Raw genomic sequence first — 14905 nt, forward strand, 5'->3', positions numbered from 1 at the left:
CCTGGGGATGAACACACCAGCATCCCCCAGCATCACCCAGCTTCTCGACACCTTTGAGCCCGAGGCCTGGGCCTCGCCCCCAACCTCGATCATCGCTCACCACGTCCAACACACGTTGGGCGAAGGCGACCATCACCCCGCTCAGGTGCTCCAGGCGGCCGTGGCTTTCCTCCACCGGTCGGTGGAAGGCGTGGACGGATTTGGGGACCTGACGTGGATCGCAGGCCCCGCCGAGCAGGGCTGGCCTTGGGTGAAGCTGGAGCTGGATTACGACGGTGAGAAGGCCGAGCTGCTGATGCTGGGGCCCATCACCCCGGAGAGCGTGGATACAGCGCTTCACGACGAGCGCAACGAAGGCATCAGCGGGATCGTCCTGGACTACCTCGATGAGCAACTGGACGAGCAGGACCGCGCCGACACCCTTGCAGCCATCGCGATGGACGGGATGGCGTTTCGGGAGCGGCAGCACCACGCCGAGCACCTCCAGCAGACCTGCGGGCGGCAAGCCTTCCTGGAGGAGGCGTTGCAAACCGGCGATGAGAGGGTGTTGAACGCCGCGTTGGCGTTGGGTGCCGCGGTCAATGCGCCCCGTCTAAGGGGGCAACACAGCGCTGCATCAAGCCATTGAGAACGGGCACTCGGGCTTGGTGGCCCTATTGCTGGACGCAGGGGCTTGGCGGGAGAGCTTCAACCATGCAGGCATGACCCCGCTCCACCTCGCGTCCGCAAAAGGAGACACGGAGAGCTGCCTGCGGTTGATCGCCACGGGCGTGGAGGTATCCCTGAGTGACTTCCAGGGGCGAAGCCCCGTGTCGCTGGCCAAAGCGAAGGTAAAACCCGATCTGAGCCTTTGAGGGTTTACAGCGGCTTAGCAAAAGGGCAGGATCAGGGTTTAACCAACCACATGGGGAAACCATGGTTTTGACGCTCGAAGAAATCCGAAAGAAAAAGGCCGAGGCCGAGGCCTTGGTGGCAGAGATGGAAAGGGCTGAAGGCGACGCCCTGGCGGCTGAAGCCGGGGCAAGCTTTGCTGGGGTCTACGAGACCTTGGTTCAGTTCGGGCGGCACTACTCCACGAAGCAAAAGAACGATTTGCGGGCTTTGCTGGAGCAGCGCCCTGTGGCTCCTGCAAAGACGGGCGCCAGCCGTGCCCCGAAGTTCCAGATCCCCGATGGCACAACCTGGGCGGGCACCGGACGTCAGCCGAAGGCATTCCTGGCTTGGTCTCAGACCTCCGAAGGCAAGGCATGGAAGAAAAAGCACCCGGACCAAGAATGGCCGGCTCATCCCTTTAAGGCCTGATTGGCAGTTGAGAGTTGAGTGGAAGCCCCGGTCATCCGGGGCTTTTTTGTGGTCCATAGGGAAGGGAAGAAACAAGTCCCGAGCAAAAGCAGCTCAAGGCAAAAGCGTTGTGAAGGAATGGGCTCAGTGTCAGTAACGGGCCCAGTGCTCTTGACAATAGATGATGTAGTTCAAGGATTCTAAGGATCTGCTTTGAAGGCGTCAGATTTGATGTTTAGTCGATAAATCACAAGCAATATGTGTTGCGATTTTATTTGCCTGTCGTAGGTTGGGGTTGTAAGCCGTCAACCGCAACTGAGAGAGAAAAGAACATGGGATCGATAGAGCGCCGCCGCCGTTATTTTGCCTATGAGCGCCGCTCTGGGGGCACTTGCTACTGGAACAAGGAGATGCACGAGCACCTGCAGCGATACCCGCACACCATTGGCCACTACCAGCTCACGCGCTTTCTGGGCACGTCTGCATTGCTAACGCTTGAAGAAGCAGCTGCTCAAGCCTGGCTATCCAGAGCGAACCGGAGCAGCGCATGACGAGCCGCTACACGCTCTCACCCAAGCAAAAAGCCAGGCGTTTGGCAGAGACCATCCACGAGGTGTGGATCGATCCTGCCAGCAAAGGAGTCTTTCAGCGCTTGGCCGCAGCGCAAGGCCTAAGCATGCGCGCAGCGCTAATCCAGCTCTTAGAACAGCATGCACAGATTCGGGAACCGTTTTCCCCTCGACGTCCGAAGCCTTGGACGGCGGTGCCGGCGGACGAGCGCGTGCGCTACACCGCAGCGCTGCCAAGCGTTGATGTGGCTCCCGATGTCGCCATGGCCCTCCTCATCGATGCCAACCGAGCGGGCATTCGCCTGACCGAAGCGACGCGGCAGCTGGTGTGGCGATGTATCCGGTCAAGCACGTGAATCCATGCAGGCGGCTCTGCCGCCTTTTTTGTGCCTGGGGCTTTGCGGTTCACGGGGACCGAGGCCGTGGCCGGGGCGGAAGCCCAGGCCCAATCCTCTCTTTCCCATGCTGCTTCTAGAGGCGCGGCGAAGCCGCGTTCTTTCGATGCTTTTGAACCAAAGCAACGTCAAAGGCGGCTCAAAGAAAAAAGCGGTTGGGGAGGAAAGACCTGGTTAGCGCCTCGTCCTTCCGTAGGCGTTGGTAAGTGAATGTGAGGCTGTTCAATGTTTATTGGACTTCTGCTTTCCATCAGTCATTTTTTATCTTTAGTCAATATTTCGCAACGAAAATCTATTGCGAAAATATGGTTTTCTCATACCCTTAAATCAGAGAAGGGCGATGGTGCTCTTCAAGCAAAGGGAATCCCATGTTGACGTTTTTCGCTTTTTGCCTCCTGGTTGGCTTGATTGCTGGCATGGCCATCGCTGATCGATTGGGAGGGATTTGATGAAAGCCGAGCACTCCAAAAAGACTCAATCGACCACCAGTTCAGGCGCCGAAACAACCCTGGCACTTATGCGGTTCATGTTTGATGGGATTTCTGGCATGGGGGCTGCCAAGCTAGGGTGGGAGATGGTCACTGATTCCCGATCAACCTTTTCCGAAGTGGGCGTCGGAGCGATGCTCTGCTTAGCCCCGTTGCTCATCGTAGCGGTATGGGTGGGCTGCCTTTATGGCATAGCCCAGCACCTACAACTGATCTGAAACCTGAAACGCTGAAAAACGGAGGAAACCGACCGTGCGAAAAATCTTCAACAAACTGCTCAACATTGCCTTGTTCGGCATGGTCCTTTTCGCCTTGGATAAGGTGCCGGACCGCTTGGACCGTCTCACGCAAACCACCCAAAACTTGGTCAAGCAAGTTGGCTACTCGGGACCCATGGCAGACATCCCGTCGGGGGTTCCTGACGATTACGAGTTCTGATGAGCGCTACGTGGTCGAAAGCGGAGTTGGTCCGCCTGGCCTGGGCGGCACGCAGGGACAGCCTGGCACGAGGAGAGCTGCTCCAAGCCTTTCAAGCCGGGGCTGATTTATACGCGCCCCTATCCAGCGAGGATCTAGGTGACGACTTCTTTGCTGTGCCTGGCGATTGCGTGGCTGCGATTGTGATGCGCGAGCTTACGGGCGTTGAAGAGGCCAAAGAATGGCTGCGGGTGTTCAGTCGAGTCCGTGATTTGCAACTTGACCTTCCGGCGACCGCAGAAGCACCCAAAAGGCGCCGCTTTTGATGCGGAGACGTCTGTAGGCTGAATGCCCAAGGCCAGGACACTTGACTGCACCAACGGCCCCTTGAACTGTGCAGGTATTCAACCCGAGGGGAAAACCATGGCCTTCACCACCCAGTCGCTTCATCCGCCGACCGGTCCGGCCGGCATGATCCTTCCACTCCTGATTCTCGGACCCATCGGACTTCTTTTTTTGGGCGGCGGACAGGAGGCCATGCGGTCCAGCGCCTTACTCGGCTCGCTCTATTGCGCAGTGGGTCTGCTGATCTTCGGCTTTCTGGCGTTCTTCCTAGCCCTCCACGTTCGCGCTCAGCGGGTATGGGAGTGGCACGTTCGAACGGGAGGGGTGCCGCGTTTCCGAAAGCACGGATTCTTGAAAGGGGCGCTGCTGGGGGGAGGTTTTGGCTTTGTAGTAGTGGTTGCAGCCGCTTGGCTGGGCTTCTCGTATGCCGAGCATCCCGAGTTTGGTCAAGTTGCCACGGCTGCGTTCTACGGGGCTTGGCTGTATGGCGTATTCCTGAGCGTGGTGCTGGCCTTGGTGATGGGCTGGGCAAAGCGAGCCTGGGACCGAACAGCGATCCCTGCCGCTTACTGAGCAGTGGGTCCACGGCAGGTCAACGTCATGGCCTGATACACGGTTCTCGTTGGGTTGTAGAAGTTGCGATACCAACGATGGGCCATCGTCTGACCGACGTTGGTATCGTTGCATGCAGGCAACGCAAGTTGGCTTCCATACCCTTGCCCATTGGGAGTGCAGCCCGGTTCCCCTGTGCAGGTCACGTATGGAATGGACGCAAGCACCGTGCTGCTGGGCCACTCCCAGCGATAGGGGTTGTTCGTCTTCCCCACCAGGTCGGACGCGCAAGCTTGGCGGCACACGGCCAGCGTCGTGCCGCCACTGGTCCAGTTGTAGTCGCAGTAGTGCATGCCCATGTTTGAGACGCACTCGAACTCGTAGGAATAGGCGTAGTTGATGTTTCCAACGTCTCCCAACGTGTTGCATTGCTCCGCATAGCTTGCGGATTCGCTGATGTTCGCCGGCCAGTTCCCAGGAATCGGGGCTGGGGTCTCGATGCGGGTCACCGGCACGTTGTTTACTGCCCATTGCAGCCGTGCTGTCTCCGCTGGAGTGAGGCGAACCACCGCGTCCGGATACCAATACTGGATTGCTGAGGAGCCCGAGGGCAGCGGAAGATCCTCGTAATCTGAGGAATACCATGCCGCCACCTGGAGGCTCCCGTCGCTGCAGCGCGGGGCCGTAGAAACGCATGTGTTGATTGCCTTGCGAACGCTGCCGATATCCGACCATGCCGTCCAGCCGCCCACGTTGGGCACCGGGGCAGTCGTTCGCCCTGCCGGACAGGCGTAGGTCACATCCCGTGTGTGGACTTGCTCCCACTGCTGGGACACCGTTCCGGTCATGCCAGACGGGCAGGTGCCCGCACGCGTCACCCATTGGGTCTCCGTTTGCCGCTCAGTGCCTGGGCACGCTTGGCAGTTGCTCGCAATCGTTTTGGTTACGACAACAGGGCTTGCCCACGCCTCGGGATGCTCCCACGCCGCGTCGGTGTTGGGGTCAACGCCTCCATTCGGGCAGACAGTGCGGGTCCGAAGCGTTTCTGTCCCCCACGTGCCCGCTGAACAAGTGGCGGTTTGGGTTTGCGACTCCGCCTGCTGACAGATCTCCAACGCAGGCGGCAAGATCGGTGGAAGTTCGGACGGTGAGGGCTGGGGGACCAACGGGGTCGCTGCTGCAGGCGGAAGGGCAGGGACCGCAGGAGTCGCGGGAGGCAGCCCCGCAGGAGAGAGCGTGACGGGCGTTCCAGGGAGTGCATCGCCCACGGCGGGCGCGCCAGCCGCCGGGCCTGCCGGCGTCCCCGTCGGTGGATCAGGGAAGGGAGTGGACACGGGCGCAACCGGATCGATGACAGTAGCCACTGAACCTCCGCTTGCCAGCCCCGAGTAAAAAACCACCTCCAACACGTTCCCGCCTTCCTGACAGGCCGCGGCCAACGTTGGCACATCCAGCTGGCCTCCCGTGTTCCATTTCGCCGATGTCGCGTCCACACGAACGTCCTGGACGTATGCGTCTCCTGCTACTGCGCTGAGGAACGGCACGCAAGCTCGGCGGGGCACGCCGGAGAGCGCCACGGTGAAACTGTCTCCGAAGCGGCGAACCGTGGAGGGAGTGATGGCAATGGGACCGCCCCAGGCGTTGGTCAGCGCCGACACGGACGACGCTTTCCGGAAATCGACGGGCGCGAGGTTGTCCTCCACCACGCTTGAGGCACTCACGTTTCGAAACGTGCCCACAACGCCGTAAGAACGATCAATGGCGCTCGCCATCGCGCGGAGGTTCTCAACGTCCGTTGCCACATGCACCCGGGTTTGGACGCGGGGATAAAAGAACAACGCCGCTACGCCCATGGCTGCGGTAGCACCCAAGGCCAACAGCAACTCGACCAGGCCAAAGCCTGGGGCGGGCAAACGTGGGCGAGGGTGCGCATGCGGTGTCATGCACTTCAGAATGCGACGAAAACCGGTTTTGACAAGCCCTCGCGCGCTCTTGGATTTTAGTCAAAAATCTTTCAAATCAATGGGTTGACATCGGTTGGAGATGTGGTTGGATCGTGGTGTAGGAACGATTTAATGGATAAAGCGACCTACCCACAAAAAGAGAGTGAAGACATGAAGATCCATCCCGTAGAGCCCGCTAGCAACGACCTGACGCACTTCCAGCTCCACACCGCCATGCAGTTCCTGGACCGCACCAACGGGTTGAACCAACTGGCCGACAAGCACCGCCGAATCCAGCGCCTCGCCACCCGGGCCCGCCGTGAGCGACGCTGGAACAAGAAAGAGGAGCGTTTCGCATGAGCACCTTGACTATGACCTTGCTTTTAGTCGGCATCCTGAGCACTGCGGTGTTCTACCGCGACCTGGTCGCCAAACCCCTTGATGCCGGGCGTGCCCTGGTGCGCTTCTATCAACTGCCGGCTGAGCATCGCCAAGGAAGCGTTCTGCAAGAGGTTTCCAAGGTATGGTGGAACATCGTGCTGGTGCCTTTCTACGCGCTGGTAGCCTTGGTGCTCATCGGGGTTCTGGGAGGTGGGCAATGAGCGCCGGGACCGAAAGCCTGATCCGAGCCATTCAAATCAACGACGCTCTGGCGTTCTATGGGTGGCTGCACACACTCAAGGGGGCGCCCGACCTCGACGCTGGCGTGGCGGGCGATCCTGGGATCACACCGTTGGCCGTCGCGAGCGTCATGTATTCCAAGGCTATCCAGTCGGACCGGCTCCTGGCTGCGCGCTTGGCTGGGATGATTGAGGCGCTTTTGGACGCCGGGGCCAACCCGTTGGTCCGCGTCGGGGAGCGGTTCGTGGTTCGACGGGGACTCAGTGGAAAGCTAGAACGTCGTCAGGTCTCAGAAGGTCGGAGCGTCGCTGAGGTCTGTGGAGGCGTTCTGTGCCCGGCAATGCAGGCATGGTTCGCACGTCATACCGCAGATTTGATGAACACCCACCTTCACCGCTACCACCCAGCGTTCATCAAGACTCAGCAACCGGTCGCTGAAGAGATTTGAAGCACGTGCCGACGGCTGCTCGCCGCCGAAGAGCGTAGGGGACAAAAGGCAGAGAGGGCCACGGCTCCCCGCCGGGCCCAGGCTTCGCTGAACCCAAGACGTCTAAATGGCTAAAACCCTCTAGCTGCACGGGGCTTGCGGGATTAGGTTTGCAGCCTAGTGTGTTGCATGACCTACCCATAGAAGGAGCCAGTCTCATGCGTCTCGTTGTCTGTTGCTTCAAAGGGGGGGTGGGGCGCACCACGCTTTCGCTCAACCTCGCCGCCGCGTTCGCAGGCCAATCCCGCGTGCTTGTCAACGACCGTGACCCTCAGTGCGGATCGGTCGCGTGGTCTGCGATGAGCGATGGCGAGATCCCGTTCACCGTGAGCCGCGCTTCCTCGCCCGGGTTTGACCTGGAGATCCAGGACATGCCCCCCAGCGCACCTGTGAAGGATCAGTTGCCGGACGCCGACCTCTATATCGTCCCAACGCTGCTCGACGGGGGCAGCTACGTTGTATACCTGCGGACCATCGACACGCTGCGACGCCAAGGCAAGCCCTTCCTCCCGGTCGCCAACCGGGTCAACCTCAAGCGGGCGGAGCACCGCCGCCGGCTCGAAGACCCGAATCTTGCAGGGGCCATCGTCATCCGAGAACGCTCGGCGCTTGGGAGCTACTACGAGCTCGGCGAGACCGTGTTCACCATGCGCGGCGCGGGCGTGGCTAAGGCGCGGGAGGACATTTTGCGGGTAGGTCAGGCTATCCAAAAAAGGTTGGCCAACCCGGACCGGGGGCATGCATGATGGAGTTCCCAATGCTGCCCCTCCCGGACCTCATGGCTGCCAAGAAGACCCCTCCCAAGAGCGCTGTTGCCACGAAGGCCCCGGCTCGCAAAGACCTGTCCAAGGCCGCGAAAGTGGTCCACGCCAAGCCGCAGCGGGAATATGCGCCGCTCATCGAGCTAGGGCAGTTCTCTGAGGAGGAGCTCGCCGAGCTCATGGTGGCCGCGGGGGATGCGGCAGAGCGAAAGACCTACTTCGATTTCCAAGAGGAACGGCCCTACCTGCGGGACGGCCAGAAGGTCCACTTGGAGGTAGGGCGCGATTCAACGATGTTTGACTACCGCGACGAGAACGGGGCGCGTGTGGAGCGAACGATGGTCACCGTGCCGCCGAAGCTCCGCGAGCAGATCCAGGACGTCACCGGGGAAGAGCAGCCCATCGTTACGACAGCCATCATCGCGCTGGCGTCCTGGGCCTGTCATGAGCTCAAAAAGAGCAAGCGTCGCCTCGTCGTGACCACGGCAATCGACGACCTGGACCCGGTGCGGAAGCGGGTCAGGAAAGCCATCGTGGGGCGGGCGAGGAAACAACGGTAGCCGTGGGTTGGTAGTGAACGACAGGCGGCCATGGGCCGCCTTTTTTATGGCTGAGGGTGGGTGGAAAAAGCAACGTCAAAAGCGGCTCAGAGCAAAAGCGGCGTGGGAAAAAAAGCGGGTGGGGCCTCGGCTTCCGCCGGGCCCGGCGCTTGGCTGGAAATGTGAGGCGTTTCAGGGTTTTTGTGTTTTCTGCGGTTTCCCGTCAGTTTTGCGTTGTAGTCAGAAAAAGGTTGGGTTTTCCGGTTTACATTTTCCGGCCCTGTCGTAACCTGGATTCATAGGGGGGCAATACCGCTGGACTGAAAACCAAAAAGGTAGCCATCATGCAAAACAACACTTTCATCATCCAAGCCAACTACTCCAACGGAAACTGGGAGCCCATCGACAACGCGGAATACCCGACGCTCGCCGAAGCCGAGGCAGGTATGGAAGATCTTGAGCAGAACTTGGGCTGGCGCAACATGCGCATCGTGGATGAAACGCGTTTTGTCTGGGCCTACGGACAAGAGGGCGAGGAAGAGGAGGTTGCTTAACTCCTACGCCATCCAACCCGAGCAACCGGCTCCGCGCCGGTTGCCTACGGTCCGCATTGCCCCAGCCAAGGCCGCCCAGTTCCGGGCTCTGGCTCGCCAGAACGGGCTTACGCCCATCGCCGCCCTTGCTGCCCTGGTGGCCGCCCATTGCGACATCCGCCAGCCGTTCGGGCCCCGAGTCCGTGCCCAGCATGGGCCTGATGGGATGCGTTACGGCGCGATTTTGCCGGACCCGAAGGTGACCGAAAAGGTGGCCAAGGGCTTGGTGGAGGATGCCCGGAAAGCAGGGATCTCGTTGGGCGAGGCGATGCGGCAACTGGTGGAACGGTGCCTGGAGCAAAGCCAGTGAGCCGGATAGGGTGCTGGGCAAAGAGGCGGCCAGGGGGCTGCCTTTCTTTTGTCTGCTCCCCCGTCACCGCTCACCCCATACGCTCCGTGCATGGATCCCCTCACCACCCCAGACGGCCGCTACCTCATCGTCCGCGGGCGCCTCTGGCGCACGACCAACTCAGCCCTTAGCGAGCCAGAGAGGGCGCGTCTGGTCCACGAACTGATGGACTCGCGACGTGCCATCAAAGCAGCGAAGGCCAACGGGGATGGGGAGGCGCTGGTTGCTGCCCGGCGCGCCGTGGACAGCGCGAAGAGGGGATTGGGCGAACGTGGGCCGGTGTGGTGGATCGACGGGGATCGGGATTGGAACCGGCACTTGGTGAAGAGCTCCCCCTATGCGGGGTGGTTCTACCAACAAGCCAATGGCGAGGCGGAGGCCGGCGAGCTGTAGGATGTGGGCTCACACCGACTTCCGCCTCATGCGTCAGGGATGCTTTAGCCATGGCAAGGAACAAGCCCATCGATTTTCCCGTGCTCCTGGTCGAGTGCGACACAACTGGCGTGACGCGAGACGACCCGATCATTCACATCATGTGCGTGCTGGTCGATAAGGGGCAGGACGGCAACGCGCATCCTGCTGCCATTTATACCGGCTACCAGGAGGTGGCCAGGCCATCTTCGGAAGAGGCCTTCAAGGCACACGGCATCCCAAAGGAGCGGCTGAAAGGGGAGAGCCTCGACTTGGAGCAGATCCGTGGTCTAATCGCCCAAGCCGGCTCCATTGTTTCGAGGAGCCCACGGTTCAACGCTAAAAAACTTCACGCGCTAGTGCCCGAGTGCTTGGAGAAGCGTTGGTTCCCCTATCCCCACAGGATTCAGAACTGGCGCTGGGAGCATTTCCCGGCCGTGGCTCGCATGGCGATCATGTGTGGTGAGGTGGAGAACGACGGCTATGGAACCATCCATCACCTGTCCGAGCTCCTTAAAATCGAGGCAAGCTCATACGAGGTGGTGTTTGACGAGGACGGGCCGCCGACGCTGACCGTCAAGTTCGGGAGGCGCAAGGTCCTGGAATGCTTCCCAGAGGCCTTGCTGAAGTGTGTAGAAGGGGATCGGTTCCGTTTCCACGGGAAGGACGGCTACGACTTCATCACCGCCTACTGCGACTCGGGCGATGCCTACCGTGATCGCGCCTTCCGCTTGCAAACAACCCCCTCGAACCTGGCGCTGTCTGGCACATGGGCCTACTTGCAGAAGATCAAGGGCAACGAATACGTCATTGGTGCATAGGCCCGCATTCCGCGCCGAGCGTCAGCCCGGGCTCTCGTTTACCAAACGCGCCCAGGCAGTCTGTAGGGATCTAACCTGATCGGCCAACGCCTTGTATTCGTCCAGCGGCATAGGCTCTTCCAATCCGCGTTTCACACGGGCCAGGTATTTGCTCTTCCGAGACTGGGCTTCTCGGAAAAGGTGCTCCGCCTCCTCCAACCGGTCAGCCCGCTTTGCGGCCTGCAGCTGGGCCAGCCGGCGAACAGAATCCGGTTTCGTAGACAGCACGCGGGGAGCGTGAGGCAGCGCCTTCCCACCAGTCATCGGAATCCGCTTTTGATTCGTCACTGGGTCCATCGCCCGGTGGCGCCAGCACTCGCGCCAGTCCTCTACATCTAGCGGGCCACCGCCTGGCACGTCCAACTCCACAACGATCCCATGGGCATCAATGAGCGCCCACACGGCCCCCAAGAACGCGTCCGCCGGGAGCCGTAGAAGGGTCACCTGGCCTTCTGCCAACACCTCGGCACCGTCCCTCAGCCGTAACGCCAGCAGGGTCTCGCCGACAGCATGGGGATCCCCGGCACGGGTGCTCCAGCCCACCAGGCCGACACTCTCCCCATCCACCACACCGGACCATGCATAGACCCGGGAGCGGGGCTTGTCGAAACGAAAGCTCAGGTGGGACAGCAGCCGCTCGCGCTTCGAGTGCCGCGATAGAGGGGTGAAGTGGTTCTCTGCGTAGAGCAACGCGGAACGACGCCGCGCCAACAGCAAGGCCACCCGGTTAGGGGCCGCTGACGCTTGCCAGTCAGACCAGCTCACGACATCGCGCAGGCCCTTTGCAGCAGTGCAGGGACGGCAGGCAGGCACCCAGTTCTCCACCACGTTAGCGGGGCCGCCCAGTTGCGCGGGGACCAACGCGGCTGCGGTCCAAGACTTGGGAGACGACAGGTCCAGAGGATCGGAGCAGAAGGCGCAGGTGTTGCCGAACTCCGCCAAAACGGCATTGCGTTGCCACCCATTGGCCTTGCCTTCCAGCGGGGCGTCGGCTCGGGCGATGGCATCAAGGAAGGGGGCGAGCTCAAGCATGGGAAGTCCCCCAGCCGCTCAACGCAGACCCACCAAGCGGTTCGCAAAACGGAGGAAGAGGGGCGTTGCAGGGGCTTGAAAAAGATTCGACTAAAACGATTTGCCAAGCCTGTTGAACCAACCCAGTCAGCGCCGATCTCAAACAAAGAACCCGCTTCGCTGATCCGTTCTCAGGCCAGCACTCAACCCCCAACCGCAGATCGAATGCCGGGGCGCAGTGAACGAGAGCCGGGGCAGCCCGCTTGACTAAAACAGATTGGGTCAGCGCTCTCCAGGCACCCGAACCGACCGCAGGAACCCAAGCACTCGACCATCCGAACCCCCGAGCAGAGTTGACTAAAACGGATGGAGGCAGGGCTTTCCGAACACCCGAGCAGCGCGTCCGAACTCCAGCACACGCCATGCCAAACCCAAGGAATCGCTCAACGGAAATAGAGGGTGACAGGGAGGCGGGGACATGGGGGCTATCGGTGTTGCTGATACGGAAAGAGGCGGGGGGCTGATCGTTAGAGAGCAGGGTGAAGGGGTGCTGCGCTGGATGAACTGCAGGGGGAAAGTGAAACGGATTTGGGCGATGGAGTGAAGTGGGGGCGAGGGGCATTGGGGTCTCCGGGTAGTAAATGACTTCGGCTCTCCTTTACTTCTACCTGGGGAAATCGGAAGGGCAAGAGCGGCGAAGCGAAAACTGGGGGCGATTGCGAGAAACCGATTTGTCTCCCTAGTCACCGTTAAGGGCTTTCCGGGGGTGAAGGGAGAGTGGGGCATACACAAGTCGCACTGAAGTGTTTTTCCTGCTTGGCTAGAAACTCTGCGCGTTTCCAGCCTAAACGCCTTACTGCGCCTTGTGTTCGCTCTTGGCTAACAACCTGGCCAAAGATCGGATGAAAAAGTGCCAAGAAGCAAGCAAATCCAAACTATTTCGACTTAGCCCGCTTGCGCTTCCGAAAACTCCTGCTAATCCATGGGGTATGGATTTTCATTGCAGGGGGTTAAGTGGGTCGTCCGTCGCTTCTAACCAAGTCTTTCAACATCGCTCCCGATGAGTTGGAGAGCGCGCGGTATTGCGCGAAAGAGCAAGGCGTTTCGCTCAACAAATATTTGCGCCTTGCGGTGGTGGAGAAGAATCGAGGCGTGGTCCTGGGGCTTGAAGCGATGGACACGCTCAACGACATCAAAGCCACGGTGAGAGAAGCAGAAGCCCGAAACGCGCTCGCTCTCGAATGCCTGCTGGCGGACCTGAGGGCCGAGCACAGCTCAGCAATCCGGGACAACGAAAAAATGGTGATCGATGTCCTGAAGGGGTTTTCCCAGTTCCTTGCTCAGGCCGAACCAGATTCCCCGCAGGCGCCGGCACGCAAGGCGTCATCGGCTTCTCCTCCCTCTGAATCAAGCGCGAACTGGCAGCGTCACGCCAGCCGCTCCTAACCCCTTTCCCAACCACCTCATAAGGAGGCATACCCATGAAACGTTTCATTCTCGCAATCTCCATCGCCGCTTTGCTTGCACCCGGGCTTTCGTTCGCCCAGGAAGGCGCCCCGGCGGAGCCGCAAAAGAGCAACAAGCTGCGCATGTTCAAGGCCGGTGGCATCGGTTGCTTGGCCGGCGGTGGCCTAGCCTATCTGACCGGAAAGAAAGACAAGGCGGCAGCGGCATGTGCTGCCGGCGCCGTAGTGGGTGGCATTGCCAGCTACCGCGCCCAGGTCAAGGAAGCCCAGGAAGTGGCGGAGGCAGCCAGGGCCGCGGGCTTGGATGCACGGGTCCAGACCAAGGCGGTGGAGACCAAGGACGGCCAAGCCGAGGCGCTGGACAAGCTCGTCATCAAATACCCGCTCGCAGACATGAAGTCCCTGAATCCAGCTACGGCAAACACGCTCGACAAGCTGGCCGCGCTCCTGAAGGCGAGCAAGGAAAAGCTGACGGTCAGCTTCAGCGGTGCGGACACCGCCGTGTGCACGGTGCCCTTGGTTGAGCTGGCCAAACGGGGGGCGTTGGCAAACGCCACCGTCCAGGACGTCTGCGGGACCGGCGACTACGCCATCACCGTCAGCCCCATCCCTGACGTTCGTTGATGCCAGCGGTGGACCGGGGGCGCGAGCCCCTGGTCCAAATCTTTCTCAATCTCCTGGAGGAACCATGAGCAACAACCCATCCCCTGAAGAGCTCCGCCGCCTCCAAGAGTTGGCTGAAATGTTTGACGACGGCCCAGCAATGCCAGGGACGCCGAGCCCTGAGCAGTCCGCTCATTCGCCAGGCGCAAGCGAGGTCATGAACGCTGCCAAGCATTGGGGGCGCGTGTTCGGGAACAAGGCCAAAGAACTCTCAGAGAAGGCGGTCGAAAAATCCAAGGAAGCCCAGGACGCCATCGCACGCCGGGCAGCAGAGGCCAAGGGGAAGAAGGAAGCAGAGCGAGCGCAAAACGCCGCCGCCGCGATTCCAGCCGCTGCGCCAACCGAGCTGCTGCAGGTCGAACCCGAGGCGATTTCTCTACCTGTCGTGACGGAAACCATGGTCGAGTCGGAGGACGAGGCAGCGCGGCTCGAGCGACTGGCTCCGATGAAAGCCAATGCGAAAAAGGCAACCAAAGCGGTTCGTGAGAACCCCGCTGTCGCTGCATTGATCTACGACGGGATGGGCGCGCTCCCGCAGTTGTGCGACCTGCCCGATGAAGTGGTGGACCCCGTCCCCCCTTATCAGCAATCTCCATCCGTGCCCGAGAGTATTCCCCAGGGGGCGCCTGGCGCATCAGCAGTGCCGGACCATGCCCCCAACAACGGGCTGAGCCGGACGAAGGCTTGGCAAACCTTGGCCGGGGCTGCGCTTGTTGTCCTGGTGCTTGCTGGCGCTACGGCATGGTGGGTCACTCGCCACGATTCCGAAACGCCGACCGTGCCTGCGGCCACGTCAACCGCAGCGGCAATGCCCCCGGTTGTTGTCACCCCGAGCCAGGCTCCCGTCATTGATCCGCTGCCGGTGGCCGTGCCGATTGAGCGCGGGCCTGCGCCGATCAAAGACGCAAAGGCTGCGCCCCTGCCGGTCGCGATGCCCCCTGTTGAAGCACCGGCCGCAAAGCCCGCCCCCGTCGTCATTGCCGGTGCCAAGCCCACACCCAAGGTTTCGATGCCCCCGGTCCGGCAAGCAACAAAACCTAAGGCCTCCGTCGTTCCCGCGCCCCAGCCAAAACCCAATGAAACAGACGGATGGCAGGAAAAAGCCGAGGGCGACATGGACGCTTGGGCGAAGAAGGCGGGAATCAACTGATCCC

The 14905-nt window shown here is 60.9% G+C and carries 22 protein-coding genes and 1 pseudogene; 20 read left to right on the plus strand and 3 right to left on the minus strand.

Translation table 11 applies throughout. The features are described 5' to 3' along the window. Positions 1–7: 7 nt before the first annotated feature. From NMB40_RS04205 to NMB40_RS04240, 8 genes are all read left to right on the plus strand, one after another. Entirely contained in the window at positions 8–628 is a 621-nt protein-coding gene (locus NMB40_RS04205) for a hypothetical protein (protein WP_494360238.1), read from the plus strand. Continuing rightward, entirely contained in the window at positions 624–854 is a 231-nt protein-coding gene (locus NMB40_RS04210) for an ankyrin repeat domain-containing protein (RefSeq protein ID WP_494361032.1), read from the plus strand. The genes NMB40_RS04205 and NMB40_RS04210 overlap by 5 nt, the downstream gene beginning before the upstream one ends. Positions 855–915: 61 nt before the next feature. Continuing rightward, positions 916–1302, plus strand: coding sequence for an H-NS family nucleoid-associated regulatory protein (locus NMB40_RS04215; RefSeq protein ID WP_343312193.1), 387 nt, complete (start codon positions 916–918; stop codon positions 1300–1302). 526 nt (positions 1303–1828) lie between these two features. Continuing rightward, positions 1829–2206 (plus strand): hypothetical protein, encoded by a 378-nt coding sequence (locus NMB40_RS04220; RefSeq protein ID WP_343312192.1) that lies wholly within the window; start codon positions 1829–1831, stop codon positions 2204–2206. A gap of 487 nt (positions 2207–2693) precedes the next feature. Continuing rightward, entirely contained in the window at positions 2694–2951 is a 258-nt protein-coding gene (locus NMB40_RS04225) for a hypothetical protein (protein WP_494360239.1), read from the plus strand. 34 nt (positions 2952–2985) lie between these two features. Next, complete coding sequence (locus tag NMB40_RS04230) at positions 2986–3171, plus strand: hypothetical protein (RefSeq protein ID WP_343312190.1); 186 nt, start codon at positions 2986–2988, stop codon at positions 3169–3171. After that, complete coding sequence (locus NMB40_RS04235) at positions 3171–3476, plus strand: hypothetical protein (protein WP_343312189.1); 306 nt, start codon at positions 3171–3173, stop codon at positions 3474–3476. The genes NMB40_RS04230 and NMB40_RS04235 overlap by 1 nt, the downstream gene beginning before the upstream one ends. 97 nt (positions 3477–3573) lie before the next feature. Beyond that, positions 3574–4068 carry a hypothetical protein gene (locus NMB40_RS04240; protein WP_343312188.1) on the plus strand — a complete coding sequence of 165 codons (495 nt, stop codon included), beginning with the start codon at positions 3574–3576 and terminating at the stop codon, positions 4066–4068. Here the strand turns inward: NMB40_RS04240 and NMB40_RS04245 are convergent. Both NMB40_RS04245 and NMB40_RS04250 read right to left on the minus strand, forming a co-directional pair. After that, the gene (locus NMB40_RS04245; RefSeq protein WP_494361110.1) at positions 4062–4700 is read right to left on the minus strand and encodes a hypothetical protein; all 639 of its coding nucleotides are present in this window, start codon (positions 4698–4700) and stop codon (positions 4062–4064) included. The two genes, NMB40_RS04240 and NMB40_RS04245, sit on opposite strands and share 7 nt — an antisense overlap. 768 nt (positions 4701–5468) lie before the next feature. Next, positions 5469–5990, minus strand: a pseudogene (locus NMB40_RS04250) (type 4 pilus major pilin); the annotation flags it as partial. Positions 5991–6122: 132 nt separating this feature from the next. On the opposite strand from NMB40_RS04250, the gene NMB40_RS04255 reads away from it, so the two are divergent. The 9 genes from NMB40_RS04255 to NMB40_RS04295 all read left to right on the plus strand — a co-directional run bounded on the left by NMB40_RS04255 (position 6123) and on the right by NMB40_RS04295 (position 10572). Then, complete coding sequence (locus NMB40_RS04255; protein WP_494360240.1) at positions 6123–6350, plus strand: hypothetical protein; 228 nt, start codon at positions 6123–6125, stop codon at positions 6348–6350. Next, entirely contained in the window at positions 6347–6592 is a 246-nt protein-coding gene (locus NMB40_RS04260) for a hypothetical protein (protein ID WP_494360241.1), read from the plus strand. The genes NMB40_RS04255 and NMB40_RS04260 overlap by 4 nt, the downstream gene beginning before the upstream one ends. Continuing rightward, the gene (locus NMB40_RS04265) at positions 6589–7059 is read left to right on the plus strand and encodes a hypothetical protein (protein WP_494360242.1); all 471 of its coding nucleotides are present in this window, start codon (positions 6589–6591) and stop codon (positions 7057–7059) included. Before NMB40_RS04260 ends, NMB40_RS04265 begins: the two co-directional genes overlap by 4 nt. A 197-nt stretch (positions 7060–7256) precedes the next feature. Beyond that, a complete protein-coding gene (locus tag NMB40_RS04270; RefSeq protein ID WP_494360243.1) occupies positions 7257–7844 on the plus strand; it encodes a ParA family protein in 588 nt (195 codons plus the stop codon). An 11-nt stretch (positions 7845–7855) separates the two neighbouring features. Continuing rightward, positions 7856–8419 (plus strand): hypothetical protein, encoded by a 564-nt coding sequence (locus NMB40_RS04275; protein WP_494360244.1) that lies wholly within the window; start codon positions 7856–7858, stop codon positions 8417–8419. 323 nt (positions 8420–8742) lie between these two features. Further along, positions 8743–8952, plus strand: a complete 210-nt coding sequence (locus NMB40_RS04280; protein ID WP_494360245.1) for a hypothetical protein — start codon at positions 8743–8745, stop codon at positions 8950–8952. Continuing rightward, positions 8945–9301, plus strand: a complete 357-nt coding sequence (locus tag NMB40_RS04285) for a hypothetical protein (RefSeq protein ID WP_494360246.1) — start codon at positions 8945–8947, stop codon at positions 9299–9301. The genes NMB40_RS04280 and NMB40_RS04285 overlap by 8 nt, the downstream gene beginning before the upstream one ends. A 90-nt stretch (positions 9302–9391) precedes the next feature. Beyond that, the gene (locus NMB40_RS04290; RefSeq protein WP_494360247.1) at positions 9392–9733 is read left to right on the plus strand and encodes a hypothetical protein; all 342 of its coding nucleotides are present in this window, start codon (positions 9392–9394) and stop codon (positions 9731–9733) included. A 50-nt stretch (positions 9734–9783) separates the two neighbouring features. Further along, positions 9784–10572, plus strand: a complete 789-nt coding sequence (locus NMB40_RS04295) for a hypothetical protein (RefSeq protein ID WP_494360248.1) — start codon at positions 9784–9786, stop codon at positions 10570–10572. Positions 10573–10593: 21 nt separating this feature from the next. Here the strand turns inward: NMB40_RS04295 and NMB40_RS04300 are convergent, their stop codons facing one another. Next, on the minus strand, positions 10594–11643 hold the full coding sequence (locus tag NMB40_RS04300; protein ID WP_494360249.1) for an HNH endonuclease: 1050 nt from the start codon (positions 11641–11643) through the stop codon (positions 10594–10596). Positions 11644–12636: 993 nt separating this feature from the next. Here NMB40_RS04300 and NMB40_RS04305 point away from each other — a divergent pair. The 3 genes from NMB40_RS04305 to NMB40_RS04315 all read left to right on the plus strand — a co-directional run bounded on the left by NMB40_RS04305 (position 12637) and on the right by NMB40_RS04315 (position 14901). Continuing rightward, positions 12637–13068 carry a hypothetical protein gene (locus NMB40_RS04305; protein ID WP_421100554.1) on the plus strand — a complete coding sequence of 144 codons (432 nt, stop codon included), beginning with the start codon at positions 12637–12639 and terminating at the stop codon, positions 13066–13068. A gap of 35 nt (positions 13069–13103) precedes the next feature. Continuing rightward, positions 13104–13712, plus strand: a complete 609-nt coding sequence (locus NMB40_RS04310) for a hypothetical protein (protein ID WP_494360250.1) — start codon at positions 13104–13106, stop codon at positions 13710–13712. A 64-nt stretch (positions 13713–13776) separates the two neighbouring features. Beyond that, positions 13777–14901: a hypothetical protein gene (locus tag NMB40_RS04315; protein ID WP_494360251.1), complete on the plus strand. Its 1125-nt coding sequence runs from the start codon at positions 13777–13779 to the stop codon at positions 14899–14901. Positions 14902–14905 lie beyond the last annotated feature (4 nt).

This window comes from Stenotrophomonas sp. FBCC-B152 (genome assembly GCF_059134105.1).